Origin of the sequence: Micromonospora sp. NPDC005413 (assembly GCF_040606435.1) — a bacterium.
In the GTDB taxonomy this organism is placed as follows: Bacteria; Actinomycetota; Actinomycetes; order Mycobacteriales; family Micromonosporaceae; genus Micromonospora.
Genome location: NZ_JBEXEV010000036.1, coordinates 1 through 14,659, shown reverse-complemented (window position 1 = coordinate 14,659; position 14,659 = coordinate 1). Strand labels below are relative to the sequence as shown.

The following is a 14,659-nucleotide window of genomic DNA, read 5'->3' as shown; positions in this document are numbered from 1 at the left end:
TATCTCGTCTCCTCAGATATTCGTGTTCGACGTCTTGGGCTTGAAGCGCAGGTTCATCGCCCCGTCGGCGACGCCGGCGGCGATACGCTGACGGACCAGATCCAACGCCCCAGCCTGGTTGCGGGCTTGCTCTGCCAGGTCGTTGAGCATCATGGACGCCTGATCGAGGTGGCCGTAATCGACGGCGGTCAGCACGGGGATCTCCAGCTGGTGCAGGGTCACGCTGCGCACGCGTGGACCGGTGCGTGCGGCGTTGCGCGCCGCGCCGAGCAGGGCCGCCAGCGCGTGTGGCCCAATCCATGCCTGCTGGGGCTCGTCACGGTAGAGCGACGAGTGTTTGACGTAGCCAGGGATGCGCAAGCCCTGTACGGGGGTGAGCAGGACACTGCCGCCGATAGCGTCGACCATGACGCGAAGCTGGTCGCCGGCCATGACAACCACATCGCCCGGTTCGGTGATCGCGGCTGCGGCGTACTGTCCGAGTGTCAGAACGTCGATGCGACGCTCGCCGACGCGCACCTCCCCGAGCAGCTCTTCGCGACCCAGAATCCGTTGTCCGCTGCGACCCAGATCAGCATCGGGTATGCGATGGCCCGACAGACGGATGAGCTGCCGGCCGCGTAGCAGTTCGCCGACCGTGCGGTATGCCATGCCCTGTGCGCGGGTGGTCACCCCGATCCGTTCCAGCGTGGTGATCGCGTCATCCGCGCCCATCTTGAAGGTTGCCGCCGCGGACTCACGTGCCCGCACCGCCTCCACTACGAGGTCCTCAGGTGCCGCGTTGGGTGCCAACAGATGTGACGGCAGGAGCGACCGCCTGCCCATTAGCTCGGACACGGGAATCGCCGCGAATGGCTCAGCTTCGCGCGACTCTCGCGACCCGCACACGAGCCGCGTTGTCTGTTCGATCCATGACCTGCCGTACCGGAACCGGACCTGATCGGCGTCGCAGACAACGACGTCTCGCGTCGTGTCGCCCTCGTCGGGTGCCAGCACCAGCAGCACAAGGTCCGTGCCGCCGATGAAGCGGTGAATGTGGCGGGGCAGTTGGATGATCGCGCGGACGCAGCCTCGACGCACGAGTTGCTCGCGTACCCACGTCACCGGAAGTCGACGCGACGTCCCCGTGCGCGTCAGCGTCCATTCCGGCACGACGGCGAACCCAATGCCCTCGTCGCTGAGGCACTCCGCGACTCGAGAGGCCCAGGACAGCGGGTGTTCCTCATGGTGTTCTTGCTCGCCGGGCTGGAATGGCGGGTCGACAAAGACAAGGTCCGAACCCGAGAGGCTGCCCGTCTCCTGGCCGTCTGTGAGGACCGTGACCGTGTGGTGGCCGTGGCAGAAGAGCCTCAGACGCAGCCACCTTGCCGTCACCGGGTCTGCCTCGGCGCACCGGATCTTGCGTGGGCGACCGGCGGCCATCATGGCGGTGAGCATCTTCCCTGGGCCGGCCGCGAGATCAGCTACGGCAAGCTCGGTGAGATCTCCCAGCATTTCCTTCGCCAAGTGCAGGATCAGGTCGCAGATCTCGGCGGGTGTCTCAACCGGGCCACCGGACCAGCCACGACGACCAGCTGCGGAAAGCACCTCCTCGGCCGCGTTCGCCGCGCCAAGCTCTGACACCAGACGCTCGACATCATCAAGTATCGACAACGCGCTTTGGCCTCGAGCGCCGACATGGCTAAGCAGGCCGACGAGATCGGGGTGCTCAGCCTCGGCTTTGACGCACAGCTCCGCGAGAGCGGCGAGGTCGGCGGGCAGTGGGCGTTGATGGGCCACTCGCAGCGCGATCAGCTCGAGCGCGACGTCGGCAAATGTGTCGGGATCGAGCTGGGTCTGATCGAGACTGCCACCACGGTCCATGCTTGCCCGGAATCTGTCTCCGTAGGTGATAGCCGCTGAGCCACCCTCACGCGGAGCCGGCACCGGCCGATGGTCCAGCCACCGGGCTACTTCATCCGAGTCAAAGAGTGGCTGCCCAGACGGACCGCCTATCGGGTCAGGAAAGTCAGGATGTCGGCGCCTCCAGTTGCTGACGCTCGGGCGGCGCACCTGGGCAAACCTGGCGATCTGCCCCAGCGTGACCGTCGACGACATTTGTCCCCACCTCCTCCCACCCGTCCGGTTGTCCGCGCCGCGACACTACCGACGAAGGACGAACTTGAGCAAGCCCCGCTCGGTGATAAGGGGGGTTATCTGACCTCGCTGCAGAAGCGCTGATAGCTGGGCTTCTCACGACATGTTGTCGCGTGTCTGCGGGCCTGCCGCTCTTATGAGATGCGGCACCGGGGCGGCCACCAGCGCCAGCCCCAGCCCCAGCCGACGCCATCAGACACGTCAAGGAGAACAGAATGCGCAAGACCACCACCCTCGCCCTGATCGCCACCGCCCTCGTCGCGCTGGGCTGCGGCTCCGGTGCCAGCGACAACGCCAGCAGCTCCGGCGGCAGCGAGGGCGCCGCCAAGGGTGAGGACAAGCCGAAGACCGCCAAGATCGGCCAGCCGGCCCGGGACGGCAAGTTCGAGTTCACGGTGAAGTCGTCCAAGTGCGGCGTCGCCAAGGTCGGCAGCGCCCCGCTCGACCAGAAGGCGCAGGGCCAGTTCTGCCTAGTCACGCTCAACGTGAAGAACATCGGTAAGGAAGCGCAGATGTTCGACGGCAGCAGCCAGAAGGCGTACGCGGCCGACGGCACCGAGTACTCCGCCGACACCGGCGCCGCCATCTACGCGAACAAGAACGCCGAGACGTTCCTCAACGACATCAACCCCGGCAACCAGGTCAACGGCGTCGTCGTCTTCGACATCCCGAAGAACGTCAAGCTCACCAAGCTTGAGCTGCACGACTCGATGTTCTCCGGCGGCGTCACCGTCGCGCTGAGCTGACCGCTCGCGCCGAGGGCGGGTCCCGCGAAGCTCGCCCTCGGCGTACCCCTCCCCCGCACCACCGCCACCCCGATTCTCAACGCGAGGAGATCGACGTGCGCCGTGCGAGCCAGCCGACCACGACCAGACCAACCAACCGCCGTGTCGTCCACAAGGACGTCACCCGTCCGCCGTATGACGCACCTACCCTCTTCGACCTCGACCTGCCCGAGCGCCCGGAGGGCACCTACCTGACGTCGGTCTACCAGCTCGAACGGGTGGCGCCGACCGCCGACGGTCTGCACGACGCGGTCAACCACCGGTACGTGCGACAGCACGACTTCATGGTCGACGAGCGCATGGTGGCCGGCTCGCCGGCGCTGCTGGTGCACGGGACGGTGCCGCGTTCGCGCGCCGACTGGTGCGATGTGCTGGCCTCGGTGACCGGGGAGACGATCGATCTGGGGTTCAGCAGCGGCGGCGCGGCGCTGCTCGTCGCGGTCGACGACCACGTCTACGCGCTCGCCTACGGCACCGTCGGCCGCCACATGGTCGATCTGGACCTTGCCAACTCGGGCTTCGGGATCGGCTTCGCGGTGCGCTCGCTCGCCCCCGACGAGATCAAGCAGGTACGTCGGCGGGTGTTCGGCACTACCGGCCGGGTCGACCGCAACATGGTCCCAGGCGGTCAGCACATCCGGATGTACGGCATCGACAAGTGGGGCGAGATCGTCGGGCAGGTCTGCGGGCGAACCTTCAACCCGACCCTGACCGTCTGCCGGTCCACGGGTAAGGCCACCCCGGTCGAGGGCAGCGACACCCTGCGTATCCATCTCGGCGTCGAACCCGCGAGCCTGCTCGCTGACCTGCGGGAGATCAACCGGGTCTGCAAGCAGGAAGCACCCTTCGCCGACCTGGAGTTCATCACCCAGATCCGCCCGGTGCCGGCCCGCGACCCCCGCCTGTCGAAGGTGGAGGAGCAGCTGGACCGCCTCCTCGCGTCACCGGATCCGGCGGAGGTCGGGCTAGCCGTGCCGGGCCGGCTCCTCGGCGAGATCGAGCGGATCCAGGCGTACAAGCTTCGGGTGCCGAAGTCCAGCCTGCCTCCGGCACGCCTGCCGGAGCTCACGTTGGCGGACGTGCTCATGCAGACCAAGGCCGTCCCCGATGGCGAGCGGTGGACGTCGCTCTGCACCGGGCGCGTCACCCTCTACGCGGACGCGGCGGGCTACGAGGAGGTCGGCTCCACGGCCGCGTCGCGGTGGGTCACCGCGCAACTCGCGCACGGCGAGAGTCAGCTCCTGCTGCACGAGGGCGGCTGGTACGAGATCGGCGACCAGCACCGGAGGTTCCTCCGCGACGAGATCGAGCAGATCCTGGCCGGCCCGGCCAGCTTCGCACTCCCGGCCTGGACCGCCGACCTGACGGACGAGGCGAAGTACAACGTCCACGCCGCGGAGGTCTGCGGTCTGACCCTGCTGGACCGGAAGCTGCTGCAGACGAACCAGCACCCGCGCCGTATCGAGGCCTGCGACCTACTCGGACCCGACAACGAGCTGATTCACGTCAAACGGGCCAAGGGCAGCGCCGCCTTGAGCCACCTCTTCGCGCAGGGCGCGGTGTCGGTGGACGCACTGCGGTACGAGGCTGACGCCCGCAACGCGCTCGTCGAGATGGTCAAGCGGCAGCCGTCGGGGCGAGTCGTCGACCTGAACTTCCAGCCCCGCAAGGTCATCTACGCGATCGCCCTCGGCTCCGGCAAGCCGCTCACCGTGGACTCGCTCTTCACCTTCGCCCAGGTCGCGCTCTACCGGGCGATGAAGTCCCTGCGCAACGAGGGCATCGAGGTCGAGGTCGTCGGCATCCCGTCGGCTTGATCCGTTCACGACATCAGCTCCACAGCATCCCCGGACCAGCTGTCCCACCGCCGCTCGAAGAGGAGTACACCGTGACCGAGCCCCAGCACGAGCCGGACCAGCAGACCGAGCCGCCGGCTCAACCCCAGATCCTGGGCATCACCAGCCCGCAGCCCGTCACCCGAACGAGGTTCCCACTCCGGTGGATCGTCGCCGGCACCGTCCTGGTGGTGCTGCTCTGCTTCGGCGGCTGCGGCGTGCTGCTGGCCACGACGAACGGCGGGCAGCAGCCCGAGCAGGGCAAGGCCGCGCCCACCACGTCCGGCCCCAGCGCGTCCACCCCCACCAGTGCCGCAGCGCCGCCCACTGCGGCAGCGACGACGGCACCTGCTGCTCCGGCCTACGACACCCCGGCGAAGGGCGACTTCAAGCTCAAGGTCAAGACCCTGCGGAAGCAGTGCTTCGGCAGCGCCGGTTGCAACATCACCTACCGGATCGACGTGACCTACACCGGTGATGGCCTCGACCCGTCCCGCACGTACGAGGTGACGTACGAGGTCAAGGGCGCCGAGGACCCGGTCATCAACACCTTCGAGGTGACCGGTGACTCCGCCTCGGTCCAGCAGGAGGAGACGGCCAGCACGAAGCGTTCCGGCGACAAGCTGACCGCCGTCGTAACCGACGTGTCGGAGCTGTGAGAACTCCGTGAGCGTGTCCCCATCACAAGACGTCAGGAGGCGTCGTGCGTCCCGATGAGTTCCTCCGCACCCTGGCCCTGCTTCCCCCTCCGTTGCACGACCGCGCCCTCAACCTGCGCGCCTTCACCCATCCCACCCGCTGCGACGACTGCCAGCGCATCGGCGACGCCGTTCGCTTGGCCCTCACCGCCACCCACTACGACGAGCTGACCTCCGCCGGCGAGCTGCTCGACACCGCCGAGCGGCTGGCCGCCGACCACGGCATCCACCGCCGGTCCGGCGACGACCAGCAGCGCGGTCGCGGCCGGGTGGTCCGCTGGGCGACCACGTCCGCGCCGCTGGTCGCCGCGACCGACGCCAGCTGGAAGGGCCGCGTCGGCGGCATCGGGTACGTCGTCAGCGACGGCCACTACGGCCTGCTTGGCCGGGGCACTGGCCGGCTCGACCCGACCGGCGTCTCCCGGGTGCTGATCAACGAGCTGCGCGCGGTCGACTACCTGCTCACCGGGTACGACGAGGTGCCAGCGGGCGTGACCGTGCTGCTCGACAGCCTGACGGCCGTGCGGTACCTACACCGCTGGCAAGCCGGCGAGACCGGTGCGATGCCGGCCGGCTACAGCCTGAGGGAGCGCCGCTGGTCTAACCAGCCCACCCTGGTCCGGCTCGCCGAGCAGGTGGCTCGCCGTCCCGACCTGACGTTCGCGCACGTCAAGGGGCACAGCGGCCACGCCCTCAACGAGGCCGCCGACGGCCTGTCGCGCATGGCCCGCCGGCGGCGAGAGGAGTCCTTCGACCTGCGTCCTCGGGCGCACGCCCTGGTCGACGCGTTCCTGCACGACTGGCACGCGAACGCCACGCACTGACCGCTCGCCGGGGCGCCCATAGCTAAGGCAGCCGACGTTGAGCCACTGATTCGTTTGCGACATCAGCTCTACAGCGTCCGACGGCCACCACCCTCCCGACTCCGCTGCTTGCCCCAGCCCGGCCGTCAGCGGCCTCCCCACTTCCACCGCTCATCCCGGGCGGGCCGACGACCCGTCGGCCCGCGGACACCACACGCCTGGAGACGACCATGACCCAGCCTCCGCAGCCCACCACGCCCCTGATCGAGCTGATCTTCGACCGGCTGGCCGCCGACAACGACGTCCCGACCGAGACCGCCGAGCTCGTCCTCGCCGCCCTGACCAGCGAGGACGATCTGACCGCCGCGCTCGCCGGCACCCCCACCCGGCTCGACCCCCGCTCCCCGACCGGCGACGGTCCACCGGAGCAGATCTGGTTGAAGTCGGTGACCGTCGCCGGGTTCCGCGGCGTCGGCCCGGAGCGGACCCTCCAGGTCGACCCCGGTCCGGGCCTGACCCTGGTCGTCGGCCGCAACGGCTCCGGCAAGTCCAGCTTCGCCGAGGCCGTCGAGCTCGCCCTCACCGGTGACAGCGCCCGGTGGGCCGACAAGACCAGTGTCTGGCGTACGGGGTGGCGCAACCTGCACACCCAGGATCCGTGCTGGGTCGGCGTGGAGCTGCGCGTCGACGGGGTGAGCACGCCGACCCGGGTGACCCGGGCCTGGCCGGTCGGGGCCGAGCTGGCCGACGCGGAGGTGACCGTCAGCAGCGCCCGGGACCGGCACAGTGGCCTCTCTGAGCTGGGTCTGGCCCGCCCGCTGGAGCTGTACCGGCCGTTCCTCACCGCCGCCGAGCTGGGCAAGCTCGCCGCCGGCACGCAGAGCCAGCTCTTCGACGCGCTCTTCGCGATCCTCGGGCTGGACGCGCTCACCGACGCCGACCAGCGTCTGCTGCGCGCCGCCCGGCCGCACGACACGACCATCAAGGAGGTACGCGCACAGCGCACCGCCCTGGCCAACGCGCTTGGGGAGATCGCCGACGACCGGGCCCGGCGGACCGCCGCACTGCTGAGCGGGCGAGGCGGGGTCAACCTCGGCGCGGTGACCGCGATCCTCGATGAGCCGGACGAGGCGACCACTGACCGGGAGGTGCTGCTCTGCCGGGAACTCGCCGCTTTGGCGCCGCCGCCGGTCGACGAGGTGACCCGGCTGGCGGGTCAGCTGCGGGAGGCGGCGGCCGAGGCTCTGCGGTACGACGGTGGCCGGTCCCGGGCCGCGCTGCGCAGCGCCGAACTGCTCCGCCTCGCCCTCGAACACCACGAGGACGACGGCGACGGGCCTTGCCCGGTCTGCGCAACCGGCACTCTGGACGGTGGGTGGCGTACCGCTGCCGCGGAGGCGCTGACCGACCTCCGGCAGCGCAGCGTCGCCGCTCAGACGGCGGGGACCCGGCTGACGGCTCTACTGCGGCAGACGCACCACCTGATCGACGACCTCGCGGTGCCCGAGGGGCCCGGGTCGGAGCCGCCGGTCGGGGTGCTGCGCGACGCCGTGTCCGCGCTGCGACGCGTACCCGGGAAGCCTGCCGACCTGGCCGACCACCTGGCCGCGCGGTACCCGGCGGTGGTGGAGGCGGCGGACGCGGCCCGCGCGTACGCCGAAGGGTTTCTGCGGCAGCGCGACACCGGCTGGCGGGCGGCGGCGGCCGACGTGCGCGAGTGGGTGGCCGCCGCCGGCGGGATGCCGGCGCGGGAGGCGGCCCTGACCCGGTTGAAGGCCGCGCGCGGCTGGCTGAGGGACGCCGGTACGGAGATCCGCAGCGAGCGGGTCGCGCCGTTCGCCGGGCACTCGCAGCGGATCTGGGCTCAGCTGCGGCAGGAGAGCAACGTCGAGCTGGGGGCGATGACGCTCGAAGGCGCGAACACCCGGCGACGGGTCGTCTTCCCGGTCAGCGTGGACGGCGCCGACAACGGCACCGCGCTGGGGGTGATGAGCCAGGGTGAGATGCAGGCGCTCGGGTTGGCGACGTTCCTGCCGCGCAGCTGTGCCCCGGAGAGCCCGTTCCGGTTCATCGTGGTCGACGACCCGGTGCAGAGCATGGATCCATCGAAGGTGGACGGTCTCGCGCGGGTCCTCGCCGAGTTGGCCGAGCAGCGGCAGGTGGTCGTCTTCACCCACGACACGCGCCTGCCCGACGCGGTCACCCGGCTCGGCCTCGGCGACGCCCGCATCATCGAGGCGCACCGGGCGGAGAGGTCGGTGGTGACGTTGCGGCCCGGTTCCGATCCGGTGACCCGCTACCTGGACGACGCGTCCGCGCTGGCCCGCAACGAGGACATCCCCGCGGAGGTGCGCGGGCCGGTGGTCGCTGAGCTGTGCCGCTCTGCGGTGGAGGCGGCCTGCCACCGGTCGGTGTGGCGGAACCGGGTGGCGCGCGGCGTTCCGCACGCCGACATCGAGAAGGCGATCGACGACGCGTCCCGGCGGGTCGCCACCACCGTCGCCCTGGCGGCGTTCGACGACGCCGAGAAGGGCGGTGACGTGCTCGGTTGGCTCGGCCGCAGGCACGGACGACGGGCGGTGAACGCGTACCAGGCGTGCCGGGAAGGCGTGCACGGTGCATACCTGGCGGACCTGCCGGGCCTGGTCGCGGACGCCCACTTGCTGGCCGAGGCGCTGCGATGACCGCGCCGACGCCGCAGCGCTGCCTGGCGGCGGCCGATCAGCTGCTGCGCGGGGCCGGTCTGCTGGGAGCCGTCGCCGTGACCGGCGGTTGGTGGCCTCGGGCCTGCGCCTGCCTGATCCGGCTCGCCCTGGAAGGTGGCATCGACGGCTACTGGCAGCGGGTGAAGCCGACCGTGGCGGCGTGCCGGCAGGGTCGCGCGAAGCAGTTGATGCTGCGTGGCCGGCTCGGCCCGGGCACCGAAACCGCCCGCCGGGTGGCGTTCGCCTGGGCGACGCTCTCCACCGCCACGCACCACCACTGCTACGAACTGGCCCCCACGGCGGCGGAACTGCGACGCCTGCACACCGAGGTGAGCGCCCTGCTCGCACGACTCCAGCCGACCGCCAGCACCACGAACTGACCCCCGACAGATGACTCAACCACCCAAGAGGGATACCACCTTGTCCTACCAGCCCGGATACGACCCGACCCGCCCGCAGCCGCCGATTTCCGCCGTGCCCGCCGGCCTCTACCCGCCGATTCAGTACCAGCCGCTGCCGCCCCAGATGGTCGTACAAGCCGCGCCCTCGTCCGACCTCGCCACCGCGTCGATGGTCCTCGGCATCCTCGGCTTCCTCGGCGGCTGGTGCCTGTTCGGGCTGCCCTGCGTCCTCGCGGTCATCCTCGGCCACATCGGCCTGCACGAGACTCGAGACGGCCGGAAGTCCGGGCGGGGCATGGCCGTGACGGGCCTGATCCTCGGCTACGTCTTCGTCGGCCCGATGATCGCGCTCACGGTCCTGGTCTTCTTCGGCGGTGTAATCGGCGCGGCAACTCCGACGCCGACGTCGACCCCGTGAGTACAGCGGCCGGCGCCCGTCACTGTGGCGACCCGACCCGCTCGCACCACACGCTCAATCTGTTCAGCCACTCGCGTTTGGACAATACGCGCGATGAGGTGCCGCTCCGGATGAGCCGGGGTGATCACGTTGACACCTACTGTGATGCTCCCGCTGTCGATCATGAAGGATTTGAGATGGCACCTGAGGCCGAGGGATCCGAGAACGAACTCTCCACACCCGTTGACGACGGCACCCTCGACGCCACTGTGCCCCCTGACGATGAGCCGACCATCAGCCTGGTCGAGATCGAGCCGGGAGTGGCCGTGCTCTTCGCGGACCAGCCGCCCGACGGCTTCGACTTGATCCCTTTCGAAATGATGAGTGCTCAAGCAAGCCAAGGCCTGACCGACAAGCTCGCGATGGCCTCGGGCATCGGCAATCTCGCGGCGCAGGGCGCACAGGGTGCGACCACCGTGCAGGGGCTGGTGCGTTTGGCGCCCGAGACGTTGCAGGCGCTCAAGACGGCGCAACCGATGACGTCGGGCGGCTGGAACCTGGGTGCGCTCGTCACGAGCAACGGGAAGATCTCGAACTTGGTGCGCTGGGCACCTGTGACTGGGGCGCAGACCGCATCCATACTCACCGCTCTCGGGCCGGCCGCCGCGCTCCTGGCGCTGCAGGTACAGCTGGCGTCGATCTCGCGTCGTATAGACGAGAACGTCCAACTAACTCGTGACGTTCTTCGGGCCCTGCACGAGGATCAGTGGGCGACGCTGCTCGGCCTGCACGAGACGACGATGCGTGCTGTGCGTGAGTCCCAGGCGGTCGGTAGCGTCAACGACCACGTCTTCGCCTCCATTGCGAGCAGGGATGCTGATCTGCGCAAGCAGCGGCTCCTCTTCACGTCGCTCGTCCGCGGGCACATCACAGCGCTCGATACCGACGGACAGAGCCGTCGCGCCTACATTCAGCAGAACGTCGAGCAGGTTGTCGCCGACGCTCACGGCATGCTCATGGCGGAGTGGTCCTGGTATCGCTATCAGGTGTTGCGCGCTGGTCACATCAACCGCGACGAGGCGAATGCTGCCGAGAACGAACGACTGCTGGCCGAGTTGGTCGCCGAGACTCAGCGCGAACACAGTCGAGCCATGGACGACGTGGGCGATCTCCTCGCCGGCCTTGAACGTCAGTGCCGTTTGATGGCCGAACTCCCGGCCGAACGCAGTCTGCCGTTCACCACCAAGCGTCAGAATATCCGAGACGCCGTTGGCATGGCCGAGGCGTTGGCCGAGCGGGTGGCGGCCCTTCGCAACCGTGTTCGCACGCAACCCGCTCCGCTGGATCCGCCTCTCACAGTATTCGCCGAGGCTGTGCCAGATGAGGTGCTGCGAATCCTCCGGTGGGTCGTGCCTGGCGAGGAACCCTTGCTGGCCATCGCCGACGTCAATCTTGACCGCCTCGTCGGCGAGGACGCCTACCTCGGAGTGACACCCGCACGTCTCTTCATCTCGACACAAAGCTCAGTTCGCAAACAAGGCACGATCGAGCGCGAATTCCCTCTCGCGGACGTTCGCTACGTGCGGTTCCGCGAGAGGGACAAGCGAGGCCCCGTTCTGGACGTCATCACCACCGACGAGAACATCAGGCTCACCTTCGACGACTGGGCTGGTAAGGGGCAAGGGTTGGACGACGCCCGCCGGCTCGCCAATCTCCTGGCCGCGGCGATGGATCTACCCGAAACCGAGCGGCGTACCGACCCGCTGCTAGGCAGCGACTCCTCGACGGAGCGGGCGATCACCCGGTAACCGCAGGGCGTTCAGTATCGAGCCTTCGTCGGCGCGCAGCTCGTACGGGTAGGGTCCCATTCATGACGATTCCCCACCTGACGGCCGCTGACGGCACCGCCTTGCCGGCGATCGGCCTCGGCACGTACCGGCTGAGCGGCTCGGCGGGTGTCGACGCGATCGGTCAGGCGATCCGGGCGGGCTACCGGTTGATCGACTCCGCGGTGAACTACGAGAACGAGGGCGCGGTGGGTCGGGCCGCCCGTTCGGCCGGCGACGTACGGGATGAGCTGGTCGTCACCTCGAAGCTGCCGGGACGGCACCACCGCTACGACGAGGCGTTGACCACCATCGAGGAGAGCGTGTTCCGCACCGGCCTCGACCGGGTCGACCTGTATCTGATCCACTGGCCGAACCCCAAGGTCGACCTGTACGTGCAGGCGTGGCGGGCGCTGATCGAGGCCCGCGAGCGTGGTCTGGTCACGCACATCGGCCTCTCCAACTTCCTGCCCGAGCACATCGATCGGCTGGTGGCCGAGACCGGGGTCGCTCCGGTGGTCAACCAGATCGAGGTGCATCCGTACTTCCCACAGCAGGAGGCGATCGACTACCACCGGGAGCAGGGGATCCTCGTGCAGGGCTGGAGCCCGCTCGGCCGTGGCAACGACCTGCAGGAGCACCCCGTCGTGGTGGAGATCGCGACCGCGCATAGCGTCAGCCCGGCGCAGACCCTCCTCGCCTGGCACGTGGCCCGCCAGGTGATCCCGCTGCCCAAGGCCGCCTCCCCGCAGCGGCAGATCGAGAACCTGGACGTCTTCGGCATCAAGCTCACCGACGGCGAGGTCGAAGCGATCACGGCGTTGGGCCGCCCCGACGGGCGGCTCGCGGACCAGGACCCGGCGGTGTACGAGGAGTTCTGACCAACCCGACCTGCTCTGTTGGCAGCACGGCCTGAAGATGCGGAGCAGCGGACGCCGTGACGAGCGTGATGACTCTGAGGTATCAATATGCCTGTGAGTCATGACGCTCACCGGCACATCCGGCGCCGGCCCCGCGGGGCCCTGCGGTCAGGGCTGCGCGGGGAGAGCGTCGTTTCAGCTCGGCAGTGCCCCTGTCACCACCAGCGAGGCGACAGTGGGCGGGAGCGGAACACCGAGAACGAGCTCCTCCCTGCGGTCTTCGACCGGGCCGAGCACCAACGCGACCTCGTAGCGGTCTGGCCTGGCCCAGATCGCGGACCAGGTCAGGGACGGGCACAACATTTCGCGCGGACCGAGCTGCTGTTCGTGAGGTTTGCCGGGAGCGAGATCGAACCCATCACGGATCGCGTCGACACCCTGGGCGCTGGTGTCGCCCGGCTTGTTGACCATCGGCCCTCCGCCGACAATGACGCCGTCCTTCAGATAGAGGACCTGAAGGAGCGATGGAGGACTGGAGGCCACATGGACCGCCCGCGTGGCAGCGAATGTCACCGTTACTGCGGGACCGGAGTCGCCATTCACCTTGGCTACCGAGGACACCTCCGCCGTGAGGATGCCTCCCGGAGGTGAACCAGGGTGGTCGTAGCGGTCGCCGCAGACGTACACCTCAGGCTCTTTCCCGGTGGTGGCGGTGGGCCCGGTGGGAGCCGACGGCCCCGGCGTCGCACCCGTGCCGGTGCTTGGATCACCGCCGCCGACGATCCCGGCCGCAGCGACCGTCACCAGCAAGACCACCATGATCGACGCCGCACCGGTTCCGGACGCTAGGAGATTGCGCCGTCGCCGGACACGTGCGCGCAGGCGATCGGTGGCGAACGACGGCGGAGCAGCCCGGTCTGCCAGGGTTGCCAGACGTTCCCGCCAAAGACGATCATCGGACGGCACGGTCGTCCTCCCTGGTGTCGTCGTGCAGCAGCCCGGCCAGGCGGCGTCTCCCGTCGTGCAGGTGGCGTTTCACCGTGCCGGCGCCGCAGCCGAGTTGCGCGGCGATTTCTGGAATGGGTAGATCGACGTGGTAATAGAGGACGACACACGCCCGTTGTTGCGGGGTGAGCGCCAGGAGCGCCGCCCGGAGGTCGTGGCGGGCGTCGACGGCACGTGAGTCGTCGTCGGTCCGGTCCGGTGCGGCCGCGAGCGGCATCACCCGCCGCCACACGCCGCGCCGGCGGACCCGGTCGAGGTAGAGGTTGAGTACGGCCTTGCGAACGTACTGCTCCGGGTTGTCAATCTCGTCGCGTCGCGGCCGGGTGAACGCCCGCACCAACGCGTCCTGCACCAGGTCTTCGGCATCGCTGTCATTGCCGCACAGCAGGAAGGCATAGCGTTTCAGCGCCACGCCTCTGGTGCTGACGAGATCCGTCAGCACTCGCTCCCAACCGGCCACAACAGGGGTCCCCTCGGTGTTGTCCTCAGCATCTTGGACGAACCAGAGGCCGCTCCGGTTGGGGCACCGAGTGGCAAGGCACCACCGAAACGGTCCTGGTCGGCCGGCCATGAGAGCGGCGTAACACGTGATCTGCCGGCATGCCGGGAGCCCGCCGACGTACCGTGAGGTCGTGTCGACGAAAGACGTACTCACCAAGGCTGACCTCGCCGAACTTCGCCGCTCGGCGCTCGGAACGGCCAACCCGCTCGGTATCGCCGCCGATCTCGCCGAGGCGGCGGAGCAGGGCCGGCTGGAGGATCCGGACGACGCCGGGGACGCCCTGACCCTGGCCGCCGAGATCGCCGAGATCCGGGCAAGACCAGATGCCGCTCTGCGGTACGCGGAGCAGGCTCTGGCGGCGTACCCGTCCGGAGATGATCCCCGAGCCGGGTTCGCCCGGGCTCTGCGGGCCCGGGCGCTGTTCCGGGCCGGCGGTCAGGACGACGAGGCGATGGCGGAGCTGACCGCGCTGCGCCCGTTCCTGCTCGTGCAGCCCGACGCCCCCGCCTACGTGAGTGCGGCCCTGGACGCCGGTGGCCGTTCGGCGATCGCCGAGACCTGGCTGAGCGAGGCGGTCGACACCCTGCTCGGCGAGCGCGCCGCCGCCGGGGCGTCCGCGCAGGCCATCACCGCGATCGACCCCGTGGTGGAACTCGGTCCGCCGGACGCGCCCGGTGTCCTCTTCTTCCTGCTGCAACAGCGCCAC

The 14,659-nt window shown here is 69.4% G+C and carries 12 protein-coding genes and 1 pseudogene; 10 read left to right on the top strand and 3 right to left on the bottom strand.

The annotated features are described in order from the left end of the window. Positions 1 to 12 precede the first annotated feature (12 nt). Entirely contained in the window at positions 13 to 1,863 is a 1,851-nt protein-coding gene (locus ABZS37_RS27600; RefSeq protein ID WP_355173644.1) for a hypothetical protein, read from the bottom strand. 488 nt (positions 1,864 to 2,351) lie between these two features. Here ABZS37_RS27600 and ABZS37_RS27595 point away from each other — a divergent pair, with 488 nt between their 5' ends. The 9 genes from ABZS37_RS27595 (at position 2,352) to ABZS37_RS27555 (ending at position 12,467) form a co-directional block, all read left to right on the top strand. Beyond that, positions 2,352 to 2,882 carry a DUF4352 domain-containing protein gene (locus ABZS37_RS27595; protein WP_355173642.1) on the top strand — a complete coding sequence of 177 codons (531 nt, stop codon included), beginning with the start codon at positions 2,352 to 2,354 and terminating at the stop codon, positions 2,880 to 2,882. Between the two features lie 95 nt (positions 2,883 to 2,977). Next, on the top strand, positions 2,978 to 4,738 hold the full coding sequence (locus ABZS37_RS27590) for a DUF6119 family protein (protein WP_355173640.1): 1,761 nt from the start codon (positions 2,978 to 2,980) through the stop codon (positions 4,736 to 4,738). A 71-nt stretch (positions 4,739 to 4,809) separates the two neighbouring features. Next, complete coding sequence (locus tag ABZS37_RS27585) at positions 4,810 to 5,415, top strand: hypothetical protein (RefSeq protein WP_355173638.1); 606 nt, start codon at positions 4,810 to 4,812, stop codon at positions 5,413 to 5,415. A 44-nt stretch (positions 5,416 to 5,459) separates the two neighbouring features. Then, on the top strand, positions 5,460 to 6,278 hold the full coding sequence (locus tag ABZS37_RS27580) for an RNase H family protein (RefSeq protein ID WP_355173636.1): 819 nt from the start codon (positions 5,460 to 5,462) through the stop codon (positions 6,276 to 6,278). A gap of 209 nt (positions 6,279 to 6,487) precedes the next feature. Next, positions 6,488 to 8,941, top strand: coding sequence for an AAA family ATPase (locus tag ABZS37_RS27575; RefSeq protein ID WP_355173634.1), 2,454 nt, complete (start codon positions 6,488 to 6,490; stop codon positions 8,939 to 8,941). Beyond that, positions 8,938 to 9,342 (top strand): hypothetical protein, encoded by a 405-nt coding sequence (locus ABZS37_RS27570; RefSeq protein ID WP_355173632.1) that lies wholly within the window; start codon positions 8,938 to 8,940, stop codon positions 9,340 to 9,342. Before ABZS37_RS27575 ends, ABZS37_RS27570 begins: the two co-directional genes overlap by 4 nt. A 40-nt stretch (positions 9,343 to 9,382) precedes the next feature. Continuing rightward, positions 9,383 to 9,781: a DUF4190 domain-containing protein gene (locus tag ABZS37_RS27565; RefSeq protein ID WP_355173630.1), complete on the top strand. Its 399-nt coding sequence runs from the start codon at positions 9,383 to 9,385 to the stop codon at positions 9,779 to 9,781. 176 nt (positions 9,782 to 9,957) lie between these two features. After that, positions 9,958 to 11,568, top strand: a complete 1,611-nt coding sequence (locus ABZS37_RS27560) for a hypothetical protein (protein ID WP_355173628.1) — start codon at positions 9,958 to 9,960, stop codon at positions 11,566 to 11,568. A 62-nt stretch (positions 11,569 to 11,630) separates the two neighbouring features. After that, positions 11,631 to 12,467, top strand: coding sequence for an aldo/keto reductase (locus tag ABZS37_RS27555; RefSeq protein ID WP_355173626.1), 837 nt, complete (start codon positions 11,631 to 11,633; stop codon positions 12,465 to 12,467). Positions 12,468 to 12,641: 174 nt separating this feature from the next. Here the strand turns inward: ABZS37_RS27555 and ABZS37_RS27550 are convergent, their stop codons facing one another. Both ABZS37_RS27550 and ABZS37_RS27545 read right to left on the bottom strand, forming a co-directional pair. Beyond that, complete coding sequence (locus tag ABZS37_RS27550) at positions 12,642 to 13,412, bottom strand: hypothetical protein (protein ID WP_355173624.1); 771 nt, start codon at positions 13,410 to 13,412, stop codon at positions 12,642 to 12,644. Then, complete coding sequence (locus ABZS37_RS27545) at positions 13,399 to 13,863, bottom strand: sigma-70 family RNA polymerase sigma factor (RefSeq protein ID WP_355173622.1); 465 nt, start codon at positions 13,861 to 13,863, stop codon at positions 13,399 to 13,401. Before ABZS37_RS27545 ends, ABZS37_RS27550 begins: the two co-directional genes overlap by 14 nt. A 220-nt stretch (positions 13,864 to 14,083) precedes the next feature. On the opposite strand from ABZS37_RS27545, the pseudogene ABZS37_RS27540 reads away from it, so the two are divergent. Further along, a pseudogene (locus tag ABZS37_RS27540) lies at positions 14,084 to 14,659 on the top strand (hypothetical protein); the annotation flags it as partial.